Raw genomic sequence first — 20,975 nt, 5'->3', positions numbered from 1 at the left:
CAGTTGAGTCTAATACAGACCTAACAAAAACAGCCCCTTTCCTAACTCTCTCCTACGAGGCTACGGTGTACACACATCTTTTTGCTGGGTGCAAAATGTGTATTTATCCCCCTAAATCCACCTTAAAAAGGGGGACTTTGAGAGCTTTTTGCCCCCCTTTTTAAGGGGGGTTGGGGGGATCAAAAGCCTGTAGCGCAACTCTAGAAGACTTGTGTATACACCGTAGCCTACGAGGAGAGAGAAGCGGAAAAACTTTTGTTGCTAGAAGGGGAGTAAAATTCAAAGCCTCTCTCCAAAAGGAGAGAGGTAAAACTGTATTGTATATAAACGAAAAGTGCTATAGTTTTTTATTATCTAAAATTCCGGTTGTTGATATCCCAGGTAAATTGCTTCTAAAAAAACATCAGGTGTAACAGCTTCTGGCAACTTTTCTAAATTAATAATAGCTACAACTTGCTCGGCTAACTTTAGCGATAGCGAGGCTCTTGCCTTTAATGACATTGCACCACGTCGCTGCAAATACTCACGAATCACAGCAAAATCATCTGGCATCAATGGTGATAAATCGGCAATTTGTACTAACTGTTCACGGAGTATCTTTGCCGGTTCTGAAATTGTCAATGTCGTAGATGCAGTAGGTGTTTGGGCTTGAATCACAATTGTCCCAGCGGCCAAATCACCTAAGCGCTTTTCGCGGCTACCCAACATAATTAAAAAAGCGCCAATAAACAAAGTTTCATCAAAGGGTCGCAGTAAAGCACGTAGCGTTGCTTGTTGTAGCCCGATTAGTCTACCATCATCTCGAACTACGCGAATTTTAGCAAACCGTTTACCAGGAGTTTGTCCAAACCATAAGGTTTCAAAAAAGACAAAATAGCTGATGTAAATTGCAAAAGCGATCAGAAAGAAAATTGCTATTAACCAAAGTCCTAAATTCTGAGCATTTGTAATTAAATCCTCAAAAAAATTGAACAATTGTGTCGAAAAAACAGTCCATGTAAGGAAAAATACAAGCAAGGTTACAGCCAAAACTGTATAGTCAATCAGGAGTGCCAAAGCTCGATTACCGATTCCCGCTAGAGTGAATTCCAACTCTACACTTTCTGGAGTCTGGAATGTGATGCGATTAAAAAAGCGCATATAACTAATTCAAAATTAATAGAGTTGGATTAAGGTGTTGAGTTAACGAAAATCTTGCGAGGGAGGTTCTCGTAATTGCAAACCTAAACCCTCACGCCGACTACGTAAGTCCAAGTATAAAACAGCTTTTAGTGCTTGCCAGAAGGGCATAATTAAAATTCCGCCTATCAAGCTTCCAATCCAAGAAATCAAATAGACAATAGAGTAGATGGCAGAACCTTGTTCAAGCCTTATTAAGAATAAGCTAGGTATGTAGTTTAATACAAACAGCAATGGCAATGTAACGATAAAAGCAACTAAAACAACGCCCTGAATGCGAAATACTGAGGCTTTAGTTAACTCCCAACTTCTGGCAACACTTTCGCCACCATTGATATTTTCCTCAACGGCCAAGGGCACTTCAGCTACTATCCAACGGGAGTAGAACCAAGTTAGTCCTAACAATACAATGCCTGCCGTTAGAATTATTGCCAATGTGGTTGCGACTATAATGCTTGAAGTCCCTAATATCCCTCCTAATACTACTCCGATCAAGCCAGCTAGCACACCGCCCACGATCGCGAGTCCAAAATAAACTACCAGTAAAGATATACCTACTTGGAAACCAACTCTCAAAAATGACCACAGACGTGGATTGATATGGCTGCTGGCTGTTTGAACACCTTCAGGTTGGTAAATCAATTCTCCAAAAGCCAAGCGAGAAATTAGTCCAGAAATGGCTGCATATTTTGCCCAGCCATAAATCGGAACTAGAATCCACAAGTGAGCGATCGCAGCCAGATTAAGATAAGTTTTTAGATGAGAACGATACAAGCGTACCGCAGCACTGACAACGTTACCGATACTCAGTGGTTGTATCTGACCGGGAGATCCAAAGTTTTCAGACATAATAGCAAATTTTCCTTGAAACTACGGAGATGAATGTGAGGTTATCTTAAGCTAAGTTAAACTCAGTGTTCCCAAAATTCATGAATATTCAACGTTGGATTGCACGACGAGAAGCAAATTGGCAGCGTCTGGATGCCCTACTAAGGCAGATAGAAAAAAAAGGGTTAAAGTCCCTACGGTCAGCAGAAATTAGAGAGTTAGCGAGTTTGTATCGTTCCGTAGCAGCAGACTTGGCACGTGCCCGCACTCAGCAAATCGGCAATACTTTGATCCAAAGTTTACAATCTTTAACAACTCGTGCGTACACGCAGATTTACCAAGGTTCGCGGCGACAAGAATGGCAGGCAATTCTAGAATTTTACCGCTGGGGATTACCATCTGTAGTCCAGAAAACATTTGTATACATTGCTGCTGCAACGGCGCTGTTTCTACTGGGGGCATTAGTGGCTTGGTGGTATTCTTGGCAAAACCCCAGCTTTATGCCTTTGATCGTACCTGAAAACTTGATTACCAAGGTACGAGATGAGCATAAATTATGGATGGGGTCAATTGTCGGCATTGAACCTCTGGCATCCAGCGGTATTATGATCAATAATCTATCGGTGTCTTTTGGGGCCGTCGCTGGTGGGATCACGGCTGGGCTATACACAGCCTATTTGATGGTATTTAATGGCTTGTTAATTGGTGCTGTTAGCACTTTGGTGGGTCAAAATAATCTGGCTTATCCTTTTTGGGCGTTTGTGTTGCCGCATGGTTCCTTAGAATTACCTGCGATCTTTTTTGCTGGGGGTGCGGGATTTTTATTAGCAAGAGCAATTTTATTTCCTGGGAAATATCGCCGTGGGGAAGCACTGAAATTCTATGGTTCTCAGGCGGTGCAGCTAGTATTTGCAGTTGTACCAATGTTGATTATTGCTGGTGCGATCGAAGGCTTCTTTTCACCTAATCCCAGCGTCCCTGATGCGATTAAATATTTGGCAGGAATAGGATTATTTGTACTTTTGGTAATGTATTGTAGCCGCAATAAACCATGAAAAGACGAACAAAGGCAGTTAGTTTTGACTCTGCCTAGAGTGATTGAAGAGGCATGTTAACTAGCTATAGCGAAGAACATTCGCTATAAATTAATAGTATTTTTTTAAATCAGTTTCGAGGGTTTGTAGTAAGCACTTTAGTGCTTAAAAAATAAGGACTAAATTTCATGCTATGCCACTATTTTTAGTTCTGACTCGCTCAATAAGAGCAGTTTAAATATTTTATCTTATTGATGTATTGTTATTTGCTGCTTACCTAGCTCAGTTCTGCTATATTTTGGCTGAAAAATATATCAATCTTGATTAACCTTTAATTAACTAAAATTTAACTCACACATTAACTACTCATGTCATCTTCTTGACTATGGACATTCCGTTAATTCACTAAACTTTTAACTTGAAAAAGTAGTTATGTCTTGAGGTGAATTAACGGAAATTTAATGTCCAACAAACTAGGAATGTTTTTATGAACAAGATGAACTTTAAGCTTAACAGCCTGACAGTATTAGGTATAGTCTCATTAGTGACCGCTACCTTTGGTCTATCAATATCTGCGGTTCATTCCCAAAGCGTCAGCACAGTTACAGTTGATGGTTCTAGCACCGTTTTCCCAATTACGGAAGCAGCAGCAGAAGACTTCCAAAAGGCGCAAAGAGGTAGAGTCAGAGTTACAGTGGGCGTTTCTGGTACTGGCGGCGGCTTCAAAAAGTTCTGTCGTGGCGAGACAGACATCTCTGGTGCATCTCGTCCCATTCTACAAAAAGAAATCGATGCTTGCAAAGCTGCGGGCATTCGTTATGTCGAACTACCAGTAGCTTATGATGCTTTAACAGTGGTGGTTCACCCCCAAAATTCCTGGGCAAAAAATCTCACAGTTGCCGAATTGAAGAAAATTTGGGAACCTGGGGCACAGGGTAAAGTCAACAACTGGAATCAGATTCGCAACGGATTCCCTAATGCACCACTGAAGTTGTTTGGCCCTGGTGCAAACTCTGGAACCTTCGATTACTTTACCGAAGCGGTTGTTGGCAAAGCCAAGTCTAGTCGGGGTGACTTTACTGCTAGCGAAGATGACAACGTACTTGTACAAGGTGTTAGCCGTGATAAGAACGCCCTTGGTTACTTTGGTTATGCTTATTACGCAGAAAATAAAAATAAACTCAAGGCAGTGCCAGTTAACGGCGTATTGCCTTCGGAAGCGACAGTTAAAAATGGTAGTTACAATCCACTATCTCGCCCCATTTTTATCTATGTCAGTTCTAAGTCTATTGACAAGCCAGAAGTAAAGCAGTTTGTGCAATTTTACTTGCAGAATGCAGCTAAGTTCTCTCAAGAAGTAAAGTACGTTGCTCTGCCAGCATCAGCATATACTACCGCCCAGAATCACTTCAATAAAAAGAGATATGGCACGATTTTTGGTGGTCAAGAATCAGTTGGGCTGAAAATTGAAGAACTATTAAGTCGTGAAGCTAAAGAATAAGCCTGATTGTGAATTTTGAATTAGTTCAAAATCTGCAATTCATCAAAGGGAGGTGTAGTACCTCTCTTTGCCTATTTAAATTTATTATCTCAGGAGCGATCGCATCCCAGCATGAGTAGTGCAAAACAAACTCAACTTTCTCGAAAGCTAGTGCGTGATTTGCAAGAACGGGCAATAGAGTCTGTCTTGTTTCTAGCGGCACTTTCTTCTGTGGCAACGACAGTAGCCATTCTTGGTATCTTATTTTACGAATCTATAATATTTTTTCAAAAAGTATCTTTATGGGAATTCCTTACAGATACCCAATGGACACCTTTATTTGATGATAAGCATTTCGGTATTTTACCGTTAGTGACAGGAACTTTAGTCACCACATTCGTTGCTTTATTAGTAGCAGTACCACTAGGTACGATTATTGCTATTTACCTAAGTGAATTTGCTTCACCCATCGTTCGGGAAATTGTCAAGCCAGCTTTAGAATTGTTGGCGGGTATTCCTACAGTAGTTTACGGTTATTTTGCGCTCTTATTTCTCACACCGCTGTTGCAGGTAATTTTGCCAGATTTACCTGGTTTTAGTATGTTAAGTGCGGGACTCGTCATCGGCATTATGATTATTCCTTATGTTAGTTCCCTGAGTGAAGATGCCATGCGTACAGTACCCGCACATATACGCGAGGCTTCTTATGCAATGGGGGCTACCCGCTTCCAGACAGCTTTGCGAGTCGTATTACCAGCTTCTATTTCTGGCATCTCTGCGGCTTACATTTTGGGAATTTCTCGTGCGATCGGTGAAACGATGATAGTGGCGATTGCTGCGGGTGGACAACCAAACCTGACCCTTAACCCGATGGAACCAGCCGCTACCATGACAGCCTACATTGTATCGGTGAGTCTCGGCGATCTACCTCATGGCAGCCTGGAATATCAGACCATCTTTGCAGTTGGACTCACGTTAGTGCTAATGACTTTAGTCTTTAACATCATTGGTCATTTTCTCACCAAGCGCTATCGAGAAATTTATTGATATGACAACTCTTAATATTCAAGAAGTCCGTAAGACTATTAGCCGGAATAAGCGATCGCAATATATTTTCAACATTATTGGCATATTGTCAATGCTGTTTGGTATTGTCACATTACTGGCACTATTGTTTGATTTAATCACCGATGGTTTCCCACGTCTTTCGTGGCAATTTTTGACTTCGTTTCCTAGTCGCAGGGCGGAAGAAGCAGGCATTCTCTCAGCTTGGGTGGGAACGCTCTTGGTAATGTTTGTAACGTCTTTAGTAGCCATACCCATAGGTATAGCATCGGGTATTTACTTAGAAGAGTATGCCCGAAAAAATTGGTTGTCTGATGTAATTGAAATTAATGTCACCAACTTAGCTGGCGTTCCCTCGATTATTTACGGACTTTTGGCTTTGGGCGTTTTTGTTTATGGGTTCAACTTCGGCCGAAGCATTATTACCGCTGGGTTTACCTTGGCGTTATTGGTTTTACCAGTGGTGATCGTTTCTACCCGTGAGGCTCTGCGTGCTATACCAAATAGTATCCGTGAAGCTGCCTATGCAACTGGGGCTTCTAAGTGGCAAATGATTTGGGATCATATTTTGCCTTACTCAACAGGCACAATTCTCACTGGTATTATTGTTGCCTTGGCAAGAGCTATTGGTGAAACTGCACCCCTAATTACCATCGGTGCGCTGACATTTATAGCCTTCTTACCAGAACCACCAATTACTGGGCAGTTTCCCTACATCTCATTCTCTTGGTTACTCGCTCCGTTTACAGTTATGCCCATTCAAATGTTCGATTGGGTATCTCGTCCCCAAGCTGAGTTTCAGGTGAATGCAGCAGCAGCAGGTATTGTTCTAATTGCCATTACTTTGGCTATGAACGCTGTGGCAATTTATATCCGCTATCGTTTACGCAAAAAAATCAAATGGTAGAAACTGCATCATCAACCCTAGAAAAATCCATCAAAGCTTCGGTCAATTATCTGAATTTCTACTACGGTGGAACAGTCCACGCTCTCAAAGACATTAATATGTCAGTGGGTGAAAAACAAGTAACGGCGCTGATTGGGCCTTCTGGATGTGGTAAAACCACCCTGTTACGTTGTTTCAATCGAATGCACGATCTATATCCTGGAAATAGCTATAAAGGGGAAATCACTCTCGAACCAGATGGGATTAACCTACTCAGTAATAAGGTTGACCCAATTGAAGTGCGGATGCGGATTAGTATGGTATTTCAAAGGGCTAATCCCTTTCCTAAGTCCATTTACGAAAATGTGGCTTATGGTTTGAAGGTGCGGGGTGAATCTAAACGTACAATCCTTGATGAAAAAGTAGAGAAAGCTTTGCATGATGCAGCTTTGTGGAATGAAGTAAAGGATCGTCTAAATGATTTAGCTTTTAACCTTTCTGGTGGTCAACAGCAGCGGTTGTGCATCGCCCGCGCTTTGGCGACTGACCCTGAGATTGTTCTATTTGATGAGCCAACATCAGCTTTAGACCCCATAGCTACCGCCAGCATTGAAGAGTTGATTGATCAATTGAAAGAAACGGTGACGATTTTGATTGTGACTCATAATATGCAGCAGGCCGCTCGTGTTTCTGATTACACTGCGTTTATGTATTTAGGTGAGTTGGTGGAATTTGATCGTACAGAAAAGATTTTTAATCACCCCTTGAAGCAACAAACGGCAGACTATGTGAATGGTCGTTTTGGATAAGAATATTTTATAGAAAACTCAAAGCTTGCTATATCTGGTTTCTCGCTCCTTGAAGCGATGTCTACGAGCGGGTAAAGCGATCGCACTTTGCGAAAATAGAACAAGTTTAGCTAAGAATGATAATCACTTAAAAGTTTGGAAAAAGCGCTTGCATCAACAGGCGCTTTATTTTTTTATTTTCGTAGGAAATCTAATGATGATTAGAGTTTTTAAGTATCTAGTGAGTCTCTGAGGCTGAGGATATAACAAAAAAACTTAAAACATAGACTATACAAGCATTTTAAACCCACATTCCGTACTTTTAACTTTCACAGTTCCTACGATGGTAGTAAACTAGTACCGCACGGCGTAAATAAGCCACCCATTTTAAATGTCTGAAATCCTTGCAAACAATTAATTACGAATTACGAATTACGAATTACGAATTCCGCCTTCCGCCTTGTGGTACTAGTACACTGTAGCGGAAGTTTGCCCTACCTTTATTTAACAAGGGGATTTTGCCCGTTCCGAGATTTAGTTTACCCCAGACATAGCTTCCAAAAGCTGAAAATAGTTGTTGCATTTTACATACCCCTCTTCTGTCACTCTCCGAAAACTTTTGCCATTTCTGAATTCTAGAGCTTTTGTATAGCCTGCGATGTCTACGACGGGCTACGCCTACGCGCGATTATTTTCTAATAACAAATACAAGACCGATTTTTTTCTAATAGTATAGCTTGTATTGATTGCCTCATAAGGTTTATAGCGATCGCCTTCCCGGAGAGTGACAGAAGAGGGATATTCTTCTATATTATCTTGAAGAAAAAGCACCGAAAAGTTAATTAATGAAGTTATTCTAGATAAACATAATCGACGTTTTATAGCAGTTTAGCCAATATTTTTAATTAAAAAAACACGCTATCTAAATATTATCAAAAATTTCCAAACTGAACTATAAAAACAGAAAAACGTAGTTAAAAATATCATTAGCTGTGAGGCATTTTTTAGCAACTAATCTTTTTAATGAGGAGGTACTAATCTAATGATTTAATTAAGTAGGATTACAAAGCACAAAAATTATAAAAATGAGATGCGATTTTGATTTTTAAAAGAACCTTTGCCTTTTACTGATAATATTTTATCAATTTTTCAGAAAGGTTAAGTCATGAAGATATGACGAGTCAGGGCAAGCAATCTTTCTACTTTCTCCCTTAACCAAGAGGTATTAGTCAATGTTGAGAAGGTGGTAGAAAACGTCTGTAAAAAATAAATTTTGGGACACAGCATTATATAAATATCTACTAACCACTTATCTGCTGGATGACCACTGTATAGCTACGTAATTTCCATGAATATCTCATTTTGGGAGTAACATAGTGAAACAGCGTTGCTGATTTGTACTGTTTTACTGAATCAAGTTTTGTTTCACACGTTTTGGGAATATGAGTAAACTAATTCCAGCCATCAGAGTCAAAAACTTCAGCTTCTATTACGACACTCAAAAGATAGTTGAAGGCGTGTCAATGGATATTTACCAAAACCAAGTCACGGCAATTATTGGTTCTAGTGGTTGTGGAAAGTCTACTTTTCTTAAATCGTTAAATCGCATGACTGAATTAGAAGGAGATGTGAGGGTTGAAGGAAGAGTAGAATTTTATGGGCAGAGTATATATGAGCGTCGTGTCAACATCAATCGCTTACGTCGCCAAGTAAGTATGGTTTTTCCCAAGCCAAATCTTTTTCCCATGAGCGTTTACGATAATGTTGCTTATGGGGTGAAATTAGTTGGATGGCATCCGAAAGTAGAATTAGATGGAATCGTAGAATCTGCCATCAAAGCTGCCGAACTTTGGGATGAAGTCAAAAATAAGCTGCACAAGTCTGCTTTAGAACTTTCTGGTGGTCAACAACAAAGATTATGTATTGCCCGTGCTTTAGCAGTCAAACCTAATGTTTTGTTGATGGATGAACCTTGTTCAGGTCTTGATCCTACTGGTAGCATGAAAATTGAGCATTTGATCCATAACTTACGCTCTGAGTTGACAATTGTAATTGTTACTCACAATATGCAGCAAGTTGCTCGCCTATCTGATTTTACGGCTTTCTTTTATAGTAATGAAAATCGTATAACTCAAATGGTTGAATTTGGTACTACAAATAAAATCTTTACTAACCCTGTGGATTCTCGCACTCGTGACTATGTTTTCGCCCGCGTTAGTTGAAGCATTTCTCAAATTCTAGTTATTCAGAGAGCCATAACATAGTGCAAGCGGAAATGAGGAGTTAAATTTAATTTCCGCTTGCTTTGAGTTTTTCTTGTGTTCAGCAATACGAACCGACATTGACAGTATTTTTTTATACTATATACTTAAAGAAAAGTATCTGCTCTAGACCACCTGAATCACAAAATGAAATGTCCTCTGTGCGAATCTACTACATGTCGTCAAAATGGTCGTCGGAATGACAAGCAGAATTACCTCTGCAAAAATTGTGGTAAACAATTCCTTGAGCCTGCATTTCCTCGTTCCTTGGAAAGTGACTTGCTTGCTAACAGCAACGGGCACAGTAAAATATCTATGGCTGAAGCGACGGAACTTTCTTTAGTGAAAAACCTGCTAGAAGAAAAAGTCACAGGGAAAAGTCTTGACTCTTTTAGTTTTATATTAGCTGAAGAACTACTGCAAACTATATTATCGCCTGATTGGCTAGAATCTGCTGTGTTCAGGCAATTGAACCTGAAAAATCAGCAAAAAAAGGAAATTAAACATAAATTAGAAACAGGAATCTCTCTTCTGCTTTTGGATGCAGAAAACTTAAAACTAGATATTAATTCTGAATTATTTTTAGCCAGGATTTGTGAGTATCCCCTCCAAGTTAAAATGGCATTTGCTAACTGGAAAAATCCCAGTATTGGGAAGCAAGATATTGAACTATATAGCCGTGGCTATCAACTTGTCCATGTTCCTGAAGGTAAAAATAGTGCTGATGCAAAAATGATTGCATTCGGTGCTTGCATTTTACGCTCTTATCCAACAGTTAAAGAAATATTAGTCTGTTCTAGCGATGGAATTTTAATTCACCTCTGTAACGAACTCCAAAACCAGGGATTGATTGTCTATTGGGTACGTAGGCAAGGGCAAAGTTTGCATATATAAAATCGTAATTCTGGTAAATTAACTCATTATTCCTTAGCAGTGGCAACAGAAGTTCCATCCTTGGAAAAAGTGGTTGATACAATTCAAGATTTAATTAAAACTGAACAGGAATCAATTAATGCTCGATTAAACAGCTTAGTGGCTGTTGCGACTTTATTTCAAGAAAAATGTGATATCAATATTCAACATAATACAAAGCAACCAGAAAACGAGAAAACAATCACTATCTTAGACAATTCAGTTAAAGAATCTGTTCAATCAAAAGAAAAACAAGAAGATTCTAATAAAATTTCTAATGGAAAAACATTAGATAAATTACTATTAAAAATTATTCAAGATATACAAAAAAAATCTCCTAAAACTAAATTATCTGTGTCCCAATTAGGTACAGAGATACGGAAAATAACTGGAGAATCTCCTAATTCAATTATTAAAAAATTAAAATTAGGTTCTAGTTTTGCTAAATATTTAGAATCATCTCCCATATTTACATTAAAGGCGAGTGGCAAGGAATACGAGGTAACAGCACTACTCTGCGAATAGATATTTTCTGGATGTTTACGTACAACCTGAGCCTGTAATTCAGTATTATGTAAAAACATGTAAAGAATTATAAATACTACGATGCAAGATAAAGTCGTTGTTATTATCGGTGCTACTGGTGGTATTGGTTCAGCTTTAACACACAAACTTGCGCCTACCGGAGTCCGGTTGGTACTGGCTGCGAGAGATGCGGTTCGTTTAACAACATTGGCAAATGATTTACCAGGGGAAGTTTTGACCGTTCCTACTGATATTACTGACCCCCAACAGGTAGATACTTTGATAGAAAAGACCATTGCTGAGTTTGGTCAAATTGATATTTTAGTGAATGCAGCTGGTGCTGGTATACTCAAGCCCTACAACAGCCTGGAACCCGCTGATTTAGACAAGATGCTAGATGTCAACTTAAAAGGCAGTTTTTACACCACTCAGGCGGCTGCTGAAGAGATGCAAAAGCGTAAGTCTGGTCACATCTGTAACGTGGTAGGAATTCTGGGCAAGCATTCGATGGGAATGGCAGCGGCTTATTCTGCTTCTAAGTTTGGTGTTGTTGGTTTTAGCAAGTGTATGGCAGAGGAACTCAAGCGTTTTGGTATCAAGTTCACGCTATTCTACTTTGGTGGGGTAGATTCTCCTTTCTGGGATAACGTCAATTTAAAAGTAGACCGGAAAAAAATGCTGAGTCCTGAAACTGCTGCCAATGCGATTTTCTTTGCCCTTTCTGCCGAACCGCAAGCTGTGCCAATGGAAATTAACATTCAACCTGATAGCCATCTCTTCTTTTAAAGTGGGAGTGCGTCTAGATAATTCTTGCCTGGGAAAGACCTGAAAATTTAGCAAAAAAGGCAAAATTTACAGATATATAAGCTGTTATGCTGGATTTTCAGTATCTATGAAAATTGATCACGTTCATTTCTATGTAGAAGACGCTAAAGTATGGCGGGATTGGTTTGTACACCATCTTGGTTTTCAAACAGTAGCCGATCGCAGTAGTTCATTTCACACTTGTACAGAAGTGGTGAAAAGTGGTGCTGTCTGCTTTTTTCTGTCTTCACCACTGTTACCTACAAGTCCAGTCGCTGAGTTTTTGCGTCAATATCCACCCGGTGTGGCAGATGTCGCTTTTGCTGTGGAAGATGTGGAAGCTGCGATCGCACTAGCTCAAAAACACGGTGCTACAATCCTACAACCCATCCAGGAACAGAATGTAGGCGCAACATCCCTCAAGTCGAGCAAAATTGCCGCCTGGGGTGGACTGACTCATACGTTAATAGAAAGGTCATTGGTTTTTGACAAAGGACAAATGACAAATGACAACACTTTTACCGCCATAGATCACATAGTGTTGAACGTAGCAGTTGGCGAATTAGAGCGTGCTGTCGCTTGGTACGAAAATATCTTAGATTTTCAACCCCAGCAAGCATTTAAAATTAAAACTGATCGCTCTGCTTTACATAGCCAGGTGATGGTTTCGCGTAACGGTAGCGTCCAATTGCCAATTAATGAACCAGCTTCTAGTAATTCCCAAATTCAGGAGTTTCTAGATGTCAACCGGGGACCAGGAATTCAACATATTGCCTTGCGGACGACTAATCTTGTGAGTGCGATCGCTAAATTTCGTGCCAGTGGTTTATCTTTACTCTCAGTTCCCCAAAGTTACTATTCGCAGTTAAAACAGCGTCCAGGACTTACACTATCACCTCTAGAACTAGAAGCGATCGCTCAACAGGAAATTCTGGTGGATTGGCAAGAATATGCTCCTTTAGAGGGAAGAAATATCGCACCCTTGTTACTACAAATTTTTACCCAACCAATATTTGAACAGCCAACATTTTTCTTTGAGTTTATAGAACGCCGTTTCCAAGCTCAAGGTTTTGGCGAAGGTAACTTTCGCGCCTTATTTGAAGCTATTGAAAGCGAACAAATTAAACGCGGTACGCTACAATGATGCCTGATTACAAAATATTAATTGAAATTCAGCCAGACTCTAAACAAGTTGATTTTATTGACAAGCAACTTCAAGATTTTAATGTAGGTAAGATTGGAGATTACTAATATACGCCACTGTTTCTATTACTTCGTGATTCAGAAATAAATGTAGTGGGCGGCTTGGAGGGCTTTATCGGCTTGGGATGGTTCCATATCGGTACTCTCTGGATTGCACAAGAGTTAAGAGGTGATGGATATGGAACAGCACTTCTTTTGGCCGCAGAACAAGAGGCTGTTAATCGTGGTTGCTTACATGCGTATGTTTTTACTTACAGCTTCCAAGCTCCTGGATTTTATCAGCACTTGGGTTATGAAGTGTTTGGAGAGTTGGAGGATTTTCCTCCAGGTCATCGTCGATACTTTCTGAAAAAGACTTTATAAAAAAACACTTACTTCAATTCAATAGTGCAGATTCGCGATCGCAAAATAGCCACACAGCTGCGATAATTTTAATAAAATTTAACAATTTCCGCCGATGCTAAGACTTATTACTGACTTCGACGGCCCGATTATTGATGTTTCGGAACGGTACTACCGTGTTTATCAATTTTGCTTGGAAAAAACCCGTCGCCCAGACCAAGTAGTACAAGAACTTCCAAAAGCGGAATTTTGGCAGTTAAAGCGATCGCGTGTTCCTGAAAAACAAATCGCTTTAAATTCAGGGTTAGACGAAGCTCAAGCCCAAGAATTTGCCCAGTTGCGGCGGCAAACTGTCCATACAGAACCTTATTTCAACTATGATACTCTTGCACCCGGTGCTGTGGATGCACTGTTAAAAATTCAACAAGCTGGAATTGATTTAGCAGTTATGACCATGCGCCGAGTTCGGGAACTAGATTATGCCTTCAAAAAACACGATTTAGGGAGATTTTTCCCAGAAAATCGTTGTTATTGCCTGAGTAACGACTATGTTAAAACTCGTGATATTGAAGATAAGCCCTTGTTGATGGCTAGGGCATTAAAAGAACTGCCCCCGGCGGCTGATACTTGGATGGTGGGAGATACGGAAGCCGACATCACTGCTGCTAAAAATCACGGTATTAAGGTGATGGCTGTGGAATCTGGTATCCGCGATCGCACCCAATTGGAGCTTTACCACCCTAACTTAATCGTTAAAGATTTTAGCGCTGCTGTAGATTTAGTCATAGAACCTAAACGCCTTGTCTAGAAAGGCTCTTTGACATACTCCCCCGAATTTAGGGAAGCGCATTCGGGGGAGTATGTCAAAAGTCGCTACACTATTTGCAGAGCCATTAACTGAGCAAATAGCCCTTCAACAGTAGCTAGCTCTTGAAAAGTTCCTTGTTGTACAACCCGGCCTGCTTGCAATACATGGATGCGATGAGCGTTGCGAATGTACATGTACAAATCGGGATGACTGGATTCGAACCAGCGGCCCCTTCGTCCCGAACGAAGTGCGCTACCAAGCTGCGCCACATCCCGCCATAATAATGGCATTGTAAATCAAGAATATCACACCTTGTGCCAAATGACAGAATTACATCTATATATATGATCGCTTCACCCAAGGCTTTGCTTGCTACGATTAAATTTGTATAACTCTAGTGGTAAAAGCGGATTGTGACTGTAAAACCAGACTGGTTGCGGGTAAAAGCACCTCAGCGTGAGCGCATCGGTAACGTTAAAGACATTTTGCGGGATTTAGCCCTCAATACAGTTTGTGAGGAAGCGTCCTGTCCGAATATTGGTGAATGCTTCAATGCCGGTACTGCCACGTTTTTGATTATGGGCCCGGCTTGTACACGCGCTTGTCCCTACTGCGATATTGATTTTGAGAAAAAACCCAAACCACTAGACCCCACCGAACCTGCACGACTAGCAGAAGCTGTTCGCCGCATGAAACTTAACCATGTTGTGATCACTTCTGTAAACCGAGATGATCTGGCAGATGGTGGCGCGTCTCAGTTTATAGCGTGTATTAATGCGGTTCGCACTGTTTCACCCAACACCACAATCGAGGTCTTAATTCCTGACTTGTGCGGTAATTGGAATGCTCTAGAGTTGATTCTACAAGCTGCGCCAGAAGTATTAAACCACAATACCGAAACTGTGCCACGCCTGTATCGCCGGGTGCGTCCCCAAGGAAACTACGATCGCACATTAGAATTATTACAACGCTCTCGCCAAGTTTCTCCTAGCACATACACTAAATCCGGGATCATGGTTGGACTCGGTGAAACTGATGCCGAAATTCGCCAAGTCATGCAAGACTTGCGAACCGTCGATTGCGACATTTTGACAATTGGGCAATACCTCCAACCCAGTCAAAAACACTTGCAAGTAAATGAGTTTATCAACCCAGAACAATTTGCAGCTTGGAAGGCATTCGGCGAAGAAATCGGATTTTTACAAGTTGTTTCCTCACCTTTGACAAGAAGCTCATATCATGCAGAACAAGTTAGGGAATTAATGGAACGTTACCCCCGCAGCCAATTTTAGATTTTAGATTTTAGATTGGTGAGCTAAAAGGATGGGGAGACTTTTGATTAATGACTAATTTAAAATCTGTAGCGATTCTTGGTGCGGGTGCTTGGGGTGCATCTCTGGCAAATCTTGCCGCAGCGAATGGTCATAGGGTGGGCGTGTGGTCGCGTCACGGTTCCCAAACTCTCCAAGCAGTTTTAAAAGATGTCCAAATAGTCGTATCCGCTATCTCGATGATTGGTGTGAGAGATGTTGCTTCCCAAGTCCATTCTTTCCCCCTTTCTCCAGAGACAATTTTTGTGACGGCGACGAAAGGCTTAGACCCCCAAACCATCTGCACGCCGTCGCAAATTTGGCAAACAGTATTCCCTAACCATGCAGTGGTTGTTTTGTCTGGGCCTAATTTATCAAAAGAAATTCAAATGGAATTACCAGCAGCCACGGTGGTAGCCAGTAATATTCCCACGGCTGCGGAAATAGTGCAGTTAGTATTTTCTTCTCATCGTTTCCGGGTATATACCAATCCCGATCCCTTGGGTGTGGAACTGGGGGGAACACTGAAAAATGTCATTGCGATCGCAGCGGGTGTGTGCGATGGTTTACAACTGGGAACCAATGCCAAAGCTGCTTTAGTCACCCGTGGACTTACAGAAATGGTTCGCATCGGCAATGACTGGGGTGCGAAGACGGAAACTTTTTATGGTTTATCGGGTCTAGGAGATTTGTTAGCAACGTGCAATAGTCCCTTAAGTCGCAATTACCAAGTCGGTTACCAGCTAGCTGGTGGTAAGTCACTTATAGAAACTCTCGCAAATTTACAAGGAACTGCTGAAGGAGTGAATACTTGCCGGGTTTTGATGCAACGAGCCAAGCAACAAAACATTCCTGTCCCAATTACTGAACAAGTTTATCGGTTACTTCAGGGTGAAGTCACACCCCGACAAGCACTTGATGAACTAATGCTGCGAGATATCAAACCAGAATACAACTACTAGTTAGTAGTCGTACAAGTTCAAATTGACGGCTTACAGGGGATACCGAAGAAGACGCAGGGACATTTTATTCTCTGCGTCTCAGGTCTCACCCTCTCTGTGTCAATAAAATTTTTACCGTTAATACTAATCACTTACCCGATATCCATTAGTTCTACTTATACCTGAATAATCCTGAGAAAAAATTGATAAATCGTCAGGATATTACTTTCATAGCCATGTAAATGTGACTATGCCAACTATAAACATGATATTCACTGAAGTATGTTTATACCCTGTTATAAAAGTTACTATCAGTAACCATCAAGGTTGAAATGTTAACTAAGTAGTTTAAATATTGAAAACCTAGCTGCGGATTTGAATAGCTATTGGTTCAATCAAAAGTTTAGCAGCCGATTAAGTTCAGTAATAGTGTATCCAATAGAACCATTACAACTAATTTCTAAAAAAATTGTGATGGAATCTTCAACTATGTTAGTTCATCGTGAATCACGGGAACAATAGCAACAGTTGAATAGCTGACCGTAATCTAAGCTGACCGAAATCTATTGTTACCTGGAGCCATTGAGACGATCTTTATGCCAGCAACATCTTTTTATGCAGATGCCCCCTACAACACCAAAAAGTCCCACCAGGCTTTGGACTCGGATCTCACGGTTGATGAAAGTGAGTTATCGGTAGATGATTTACAGGAGCTAGAGATGGCTTCTGTTGACCATGCTAACTTTGCTGCTAGCACTAACCGTCGTAGTACAGACCTAGTACGTCTATATCTTCAAGAAATTGGTCGGGTTCGCTTGTTGGGGCGGGATGAAGAGGTTTCAGAAGCTCAAAAAGTCCAACGTTACTTGCGGATGCGGATAGTGCTTGCTAACGCCGCCAAGCAAGGGGATGAAGTGATTACGCCCTATTTAAGGTTAATTGAAGTTCAGGAACGTCTGACTTCGGAACTAGGACATCGCCCGTCTTTAGAAAGGTGGGCTGCTACTGCTGACATAATTTTATCGGATCTCAGACCGACTTTGGCAGATGGCAAACGTCGCTGGGCTGAAATCGCCAAGTTGACAGTAGAAGAGTTGGATCAAATTCAGTCCCAAGGACTCCAAGCAAAAGAACACATGATTAAGGCTAATCTTCGCCTAGTTGTGTCTGTTGCTAAGAAGTATCAAAATCGTGGTTTGGAATTGTTGGATTTAGTCCAAGAAGGTACGCTAGGTTTAGAGCGGGCTGTAGAAAAATTTGACCCAACTAAGGGTTACCGCTTCAGTACCTATGCTTACTGGTGGATTCGTCAGGGAATTACACGGGCGATCGCTACTTCTAGTCGCACTATCCGCCTCCCTGTCCATATTACCGAAAAGTTAAACAAAATCAAAAAGGCCCAACGCAAAATTGCTCAAGAAAAAGGTCGCACCCCAACTCTAGAAGATTTAGCAACTGAGTTAGAGATGACACCGACCCAAGTACGAGAAGTTTTGTTGCGGGTTCCTCGCTCCGTTTCTTTGGAAACCAAAGTAGGCAAGGATAAAGACACTGAGTTAGGCGAATTACTCGAAACTGACTGTGTAACACCAGAAGAAATGTTAATGCGAGAATCTTTACAAAGAGACTTACATCATCTTCTGTCAGATTTGACGAGCCGGGAACGCGATGTTATTTTAATGCGGTTTGGTTTGGCAGATGGTCATCCTTACTCTTTAGCAGAAATTGGCCGCGCTCTCGACTTATCGCGGGAACGAGTCAGACAAATTGAATCCAAGGCTTTGCAAAAGCTACGTCAACCCAAGCGTCGCAACCTCATCCGCGACTATTTGGAATCTCTAAGTTAGTCATTTGTCATTAGTCATTTGTCATTAGAAAACTACACTTGACAAATGACTAGGGACAAAGGGCTGATTTGATCCCCAGATCAAAAGCCTTTTAAAGGCTTATAGCAAATAATTTGCATTTAATAGAATAATACTTTCCCCAGACCTTTGCTCAGATATCTTGAAGGTGTGGATCAAATAAACAATTCAAAATTCACTAAATCAAAATTAAAAATCAAGGGATGCAATCGTTACAAGTATCCTAACTATTAGCTGTATGCAAATTAAATGCAATACAGCTTATTAGTTGAATTTTAATCAAGATTTGATGAATTGTTCTTAAATATTTAGTAATGATTCTCAATAGGCAATGATTGTTGCAAATTGCTCCCAAGATTTGTTATATTCTCAATTAACGAGCTTTGTTGAGAAATATTAGTATGACTGTCTACACAACTACTTCACTCAAGGCAGAACTGAACGAACGAGGCTGGCGATTAACTCCCCAGCGCGAAACAATTTTACACATTTTTCAAGAACTTCCGCAAGGTGAACATCTGAGTGCGGAGGATCTTTATCAGCGACTAGAAACTGATGGTGAAGGGATCAGCCTGTCAACTATTTATCGGACTTTGAAGTTGATGGCAAGGATGGGAATTTTACGGGAACTAGAACTGGGCGAGGGACATAAGCATTATGAGATCAACCAGCCCTATCCTCATCATCACCATCACTTAATTTGTGTTAGGTGTAACTCCACCATAGAGTTTAAAAACGACTCAATTTTAAAAATTGGGTCGAAAACCGCTCAAAAAGAAGGTTTTCATCTGCTTGACTGTCAAATGACCATTCATGCAGTGTGTCCCAAGTGCCAACGGGCGCTGATGCCGCTTTAGCACTTGGGTGGATAATAAGACGAAACTACTCAAATTAACCAAATAAGTGGAATTTTGAGCAGTTCGTAATTTGCTGTTACTGGAGGCAAGCAACCAGTTGGGAATTGATACTAACAACACCAAAGCGGATGTTAAAAGCGTCCGCTCTTAAGATCCTTAAGACTAATGCCGTAGAATTCTTGGGCTTGTTTAATCGCTTTTTTGGTGTCATCTGCCATCACACCATTCAACTTGCCTTTATAAAAACCCCGCTCCCGTAGTCGCGTTTGGATTTCTAGGGTATTAAACTCGCTTTTGCTAGCAGTATTAACTGAGCTATATAACTTAGCTCGCGTAGTTGGGCCAGCAACGCCACTTGCTGCCAAGTAATTAGCTGCCTGAAATCTCCTTACAGCATCGGCAGTATAGGGGCCATAGTAGCCATTTGGCTCTCCCTCTAAATATCCTGCCTGGATCAATTGTTCTTGAATAATTCTAACTGGCTCACCGCGATCGCCTACACGGAGTTTATCTCGATTGACTACCTTTTGGTTTTTGGGAGCCTCTTCTCCATCACCGATGCCAACTCCCGGCAATTTACGCAATGTTGCTGGGCCAACAACTCCATCAACGCTTAATTTGTAAGAATCTTGGAACCGCTTGACAGCTTCTTCGGTAATTGGGCCAAATATCCCCGTAGCGTTTCCGTAATAAAAGCCTGCGACTCTTAAGCGTTCTTGTAAAACCCTCACATCTTCACCTTCATCCCCCTTAGTAAGGTAGTTGGGATTACGGCGCTGGCTGCTAGCTGAACTAGTAGTACTGGGCTTTTTGGCTTGTGTACTTACAACAGTAGCTTTTTTAGCTTGTGTAGTTGTAGTACTGGGCTTTTTGGCTTGCCAGCTTTCTAATTTTTGCAGGGTGCTTGCTCCAACAATGCCATCTACTGGTAAACCGGCGGCCTTTTGGAAGCGCCGCACAGCTTCTTGTGTGGATACGTCATATACTTGGGTGACTGGAGCTTGATGAAAACCTGCTGTTTTCAACTTTTGTTGTAGATTTCTGACAGAAGGGCCTCGATCGCCTTTTTCCAGTGCCATGACGCTGGTAACAGCGCCAAGAATAGACAAGGACAGAGCGAGGGGCAACATATACTTCCAAGCCCTACCAGAAAGCCGTTTCCAGTCTGGTGCAGCTGCTTTGTTAAACAAAGAACTGAGGGAGACCAATTCACTGGGTGTGCTGTCTTCGTAGGCGAAAGCTAGGTGCAAATACGCAAGATTTTCCATATTTCTTTCCTACACCATTGATTTTTCTTCGATAACTGCTTCAGCTTGATGTACTAGGTTCCTCAAAGCTTCTAATGTTCCTATATTTACATCCTCCCACAAATTGCGCTTGTGTGCTTCTAATAATCTTTCAGCAATATCACGCAGAGCATAAGGGTTCTTTTGCTGAATAAATTCTGACACAACTGGATCGAGCAAGTAAGCTTCTACTATGCCTTGATACATATAATCTTCGACACATTTAGCTGTTGCATCATAGGCGAATAAAAAATCTACCGTCGCTGCCATTTCAAAAGCACCTTTGTAACCGTGGCGCATGGCTCCCGCAATCCACTTAGGATTAACTACGCGAGAACGATACACCCGGGCAATTTCTTCTTTCAGTTGGCGGACTCGTGGTTGGGCGGGTATGGAATTATCACCAAAATACGTTTGGGGATTTTTTCCCTGTAGAGAACGCACCGCCGCTGTTAAGCCACCCTGAAATTGGTAATAATCATCGGAATCTAGTAGGTCGTGTTCACGGTTATCTTGATTGTGCAGGACAACTTGCATTTGCGCCAAGCGTTGCTTGAAGGCTTCGGGGGAGGGGAGTGGGGACTGGAGACTCTTAAGAGGC

The 20,975-nt window shown here is 41.2% G+C and carries 21 protein-coding genes and 1 tRNA gene; 16 read left to right on the top strand and 6 right to left on the bottom strand.

Translation table 11 applies throughout. The annotated features are described in order from the left end of the window. Window positions 1-354: 354 nt before the first annotated feature. Together F8R90_RS09140 and F8R90_RS09135 are read right to left on the bottom strand one after the other, a co-directional pair. Window positions 355-1,140 carry an RDD family protein gene (locus F8R90_RS09140; protein WP_196510489.1) on the bottom strand — a complete coding sequence of 262 codons (786 nt, stop codon included), beginning with the start codon at window positions 1,138-1,140 and terminating at the stop codon, window positions 355-357. A gap of 42 nt (window positions 1,141-1,182) precedes the next feature. Beyond that, complete coding sequence (locus tag F8R90_RS09135) at window positions 1,183-2,028, bottom strand: hypothetical protein (protein ID WP_196510488.1); 846 nt, start codon at window positions 2,026-2,028, stop codon at window positions 1,183-1,185. 80 nt (window positions 2,029-2,108) lie between these two features. Here F8R90_RS09135 and F8R90_RS09130 point away from each other — a divergent pair, with 80 nt between their 5' ends. The 12 genes from F8R90_RS09130 to F8R90_RS09080 all read left to right on the top strand — a co-directional run bounded on the left by F8R90_RS09130 (window position 2,109) and on the right by F8R90_RS09080 (window position 14,115). Next, window positions 2,109-3,062 (top strand): stage II sporulation protein M, encoded by a 954-nt coding sequence (locus F8R90_RS09130; protein ID WP_196510487.1) that lies wholly within the window; start codon window positions 2,109-2,111, stop codon window positions 3,060-3,062. A gap of 466 nt (window positions 3,063-3,528) precedes the next feature. Beyond that, window positions 3,529-4,542 carry a PstS family phosphate ABC transporter substrate-binding protein gene (locus tag F8R90_RS09125; protein ID WP_196510486.1) on the top strand — a complete coding sequence of 338 codons (1,014 nt, stop codon included), beginning with the start codon at window positions 3,529-3,531 and terminating at the stop codon, window positions 4,540-4,542. Between the two features lie 111 nt (window positions 4,543-4,653). Beyond that, window positions 4,654-5,568: a phosphate ABC transporter permease subunit PstC gene (gene pstC, locus F8R90_RS09120; protein WP_196510485.1), complete on the top strand. Its 915-nt coding sequence runs from the start codon at window positions 4,654-4,656 to the stop codon at window positions 5,566-5,568. 1 nt (window position 5,569) lies between these two features. Beyond that, entirely contained in the window at window positions 5,570-6,493 is a 924-nt protein-coding gene (gene pstA / locus F8R90_RS09115) for a phosphate ABC transporter permease PstA (RefSeq protein ID WP_069069878.1), read from the top strand. Continuing rightward, a complete protein-coding gene (pstB, locus tag F8R90_RS09110; RefSeq protein WP_196510484.1) occupies window positions 6,487-7,281 on the top strand; it encodes a phosphate ABC transporter ATP-binding protein PstB in 795 nt (264 codons plus the stop codon). Before pstA ends, pstB (F8R90_RS09110) begins: the two co-directional genes overlap by 7 nt. Before the next feature lie 1,421 nt (window positions 7,282-8,702). Continuing rightward, the gene (gene pstB / locus F8R90_RS09105) at window positions 8,703-9,482 is read left to right on the top strand and encodes a phosphate ABC transporter ATP-binding protein PstB (RefSeq protein ID WP_190896125.1); all 780 of its coding nucleotides are present in this window, start codon (window positions 8,703-8,705) and stop codon (window positions 9,480-9,482) included. A 186-nt stretch (window positions 9,483-9,668) separates the two neighbouring features. Continuing rightward, window positions 9,669-10,415: an IS1/IS1595 family N-terminal zinc-binding domain-containing protein gene (locus F8R90_RS32780; protein ID WP_230966207.1), complete on the top strand. Its 747-nt coding sequence runs from the start codon at window positions 9,669-9,671 to the stop codon at window positions 10,413-10,415. A gap of 39 nt (window positions 10,416-10,454) precedes the next feature. Continuing rightward, window positions 10,455-10,958, top strand: coding sequence for a hypothetical protein (locus F8R90_RS32775; protein ID WP_230966206.1), 504 nt, complete (start codon window positions 10,455-10,457; stop codon window positions 10,956-10,958). Window positions 10,959-11,039: 81 nt separating this feature from the next. Then, entirely contained in the window at window positions 11,040-11,744 is a 705-nt protein-coding gene (locus F8R90_RS09095; protein ID WP_190896129.1) for an SDR family oxidoreductase, read from the top strand. Between the two features lie 106 nt (window positions 11,745-11,850). Then, window positions 11,851-12,906, top strand: a complete 1,056-nt coding sequence (gene hppD, locus F8R90_RS09090; protein WP_196510483.1) for a 4-hydroxyphenylpyruvate dioxygenase — start codon at window positions 11,851-11,853, stop codon at window positions 12,904-12,906. Between the two features lie 116 nt (window positions 12,907-13,022). Further along, the gene (locus F8R90_RS32770; protein WP_331000629.1) at window positions 13,023-13,328 is read left to right on the top strand and encodes a GNAT family N-acetyltransferase; all 306 of its coding nucleotides are present in this window, start codon (window positions 13,023-13,025) and stop codon (window positions 13,326-13,328) included. A 94-nt stretch (window positions 13,329-13,422) separates the two neighbouring features. Continuing rightward, complete coding sequence (locus F8R90_RS09080) at window positions 13,423-14,115, top strand: HAD family hydrolase (RefSeq protein ID WP_196510482.1); 693 nt, start codon at window positions 13,423-13,425, stop codon at window positions 14,113-14,115. Window positions 14,116-14,180: 65 nt separating this feature from the next. On the opposite strand, the gene F8R90_RS33385 is transcribed toward F8R90_RS09080, so the two are convergent. Together F8R90_RS33385 and F8R90_RS09075 are read right to left on the bottom strand one after the other, a co-directional pair. Then, entirely contained in the window at window positions 14,181-14,309 is a 129-nt protein-coding gene (locus F8R90_RS33385; RefSeq protein WP_269141747.1) for a hypothetical protein, read from the bottom strand. A gap of 7 nt (window positions 14,310-14,316) precedes the next feature. Next, a tRNA-Pro gene (locus F8R90_RS09075) sits at window positions 14,317-14,390 on the bottom strand. Between the two features lie 138 nt (window positions 14,391-14,528). Here F8R90_RS09075 and lipA point away from each other — a divergent pair. From lipA to F8R90_RS09055, 4 genes are all read left to right on the top strand, one after another. After that, complete coding sequence (gene lipA / locus F8R90_RS09070; RefSeq protein ID WP_196510481.1) at window positions 14,529-15,407, top strand: lipoyl synthase; 879 nt, start codon at window positions 14,529-14,531, stop codon at window positions 15,405-15,407. Between the two features lie 50 nt (window positions 15,408-15,457). Continuing rightward, window positions 15,458-16,387: an NAD(P)H-dependent glycerol-3-phosphate dehydrogenase gene (locus F8R90_RS09065; RefSeq protein WP_196510480.1), complete on the top strand. Its 930-nt coding sequence runs from the start codon at window positions 15,458-15,460 to the stop codon at window positions 16,385-16,387. Window positions 16,388-16,962: 575 nt separating this feature from the next. Further along, window positions 16,963-18,213 (top strand): RNA polymerase sigma factor SigC, encoded by a 1,251-nt coding sequence (gene sigC / locus F8R90_RS09060; protein WP_196510479.1) that lies wholly within the window; start codon window positions 16,963-16,965, stop codon window positions 18,211-18,213. Between the two features lie 419 nt (window positions 18,214-18,632). Then, window positions 18,633-19,088 carry a Fur family transcriptional regulator gene (locus F8R90_RS09055; RefSeq protein WP_190728729.1) on the top strand — a complete coding sequence of 152 codons (456 nt, stop codon included), beginning with the start codon at window positions 18,633-18,635 and terminating at the stop codon, window positions 19,086-19,088. A gap of 131 nt (window positions 19,089-19,219) precedes the next feature. On the opposite strand, the gene F8R90_RS09050 is transcribed toward F8R90_RS09055, so the two are convergent. Next, complete coding sequence (locus tag F8R90_RS09050) at window positions 19,220-20,356, bottom strand: peptidoglycan-binding domain-containing protein (RefSeq protein ID WP_196510478.1); 1,137 nt, start codon at window positions 20,354-20,356, stop codon at window positions 19,220-19,222. 9 nt (window positions 20,357-20,365) lie between these two features. After that, the coding region (locus F8R90_RS09045) for a cobaltochelatase subunit CobN (RefSeq protein WP_196510477.1) at window positions 20,366-20,975 on the bottom strand (610 nt) is incomplete at its 5' end.

The sequence above is a fragment of the Nostoc sp. NZL genome (assembly GCF_015714705.1).
GTDB lineage: Bacteria > Cyanobacteriota > Cyanobacteriia > Cyanobacteriales > Nostocaceae > Nostoc > Nostoc foliaceum_A.
This window is presented reverse-complemented; position numbering and strand designations above follow the sequence as displayed.

Bases quoted from the DNA above. Each gene is read 5' to 3' on its own strand.
- F8R90_RS09140 (WP_196510489.1), bottom strand. From the start codon at position 1,140: ATGCGCTTTTTTAATCGCATCACATTCCAGACTCCAGAAAGTGTAGAG.
- F8R90_RS09135 (WP_196510488.1), bottom strand. From the start codon at position 2,028: ATGTCTGAAAACTTTGGATCTCCCGGTCAGATACAACCACTGAGTATC.
- F8R90_RS09130 (WP_196510487.1), top strand. From the start codon at position 2,109: ATGAATATTCAACGTTGGATTGCACGACGAGAAGCAAATTGGCAGCGT.
- F8R90_RS09125 (WP_196510486.1), top strand. From the start codon at position 3,529: ATGAACAAGATGAACTTTAAGCTTAACAGCCTGACAGTATTAGGTATA.
- pstC (WP_196510485.1), top strand. From the start codon at position 4,654: ATGAGTAGTGCAAAACAAACTCAACTTTCTCGAAAGCTAGTGCGTGAT.
- pstA (WP_069069878.1), top strand. From the start codon at position 5,570: ATGACAACTCTTAATATTCAAGAAGTCCGTAAGACTATTAGCCGGAAT.
- pstB (WP_196510484.1), top strand. From the start codon at position 6,487: ATGGTAGAAACTGCATCATCAACCCTAGAAAAATCCATCAAAGCTTCG.
- pstB (WP_190896125.1), top strand. From the start codon at position 8,703: ATGAGTAAACTAATTCCAGCCATCAGAGTCAAAAACTTCAGCTTCTAT.
- F8R90_RS32780 (WP_230966207.1), top strand. From the start codon at position 9,669: ATGAAATGTCCTCTGTGCGAATCTACTACATGTCGTCAAAATGGTCGT.
- F8R90_RS09095 (WP_190896129.1), top strand. From the start codon at position 11,040: ATGCAAGATAAAGTCGTTGTTATTATCGGTGCTACTGGTGGTATTGGT.
- hppD (WP_196510483.1), top strand. From the start codon at position 11,851: ATGAAAATTGATCACGTTCATTTCTATGTAGAAGACGCTAAAGTATGG.
- F8R90_RS09080 (WP_196510482.1), top strand. From the start codon at position 13,423: ATGCTAAGACTTATTACTGACTTCGACGGCCCGATTATTGATGTTTCG.
- F8R90_RS33385 (WP_269141747.1), bottom strand. From the start codon at position 14,309: ATGTACATTCGCAACGCTCATCGCATCCATGTATTGCAAGCAGGCCGG.
- F8R90_RS09065 (WP_196510480.1), top strand. From the start codon at position 15,458: ATGACTAATTTAAAATCTGTAGCGATTCTTGGTGCGGGTGCTTGGGGT.
- sigC (WP_196510479.1), top strand. From the start codon at position 16,963: ATGCCAGCAACATCTTTTTATGCAGATGCCCCCTACAACACCAAAAAG.
- F8R90_RS09055 (WP_190728729.1), top strand. From the start codon at position 18,633: ATGACTGTCTACACAACTACTTCACTCAAGGCAGAACTGAACGAACGA.
- F8R90_RS09050 (WP_196510478.1), bottom strand. From the start codon at position 20,356: ATGGAAAATCTTGCGTATTTGCACCTAGCTTTCGCCTACGAAGACAGC.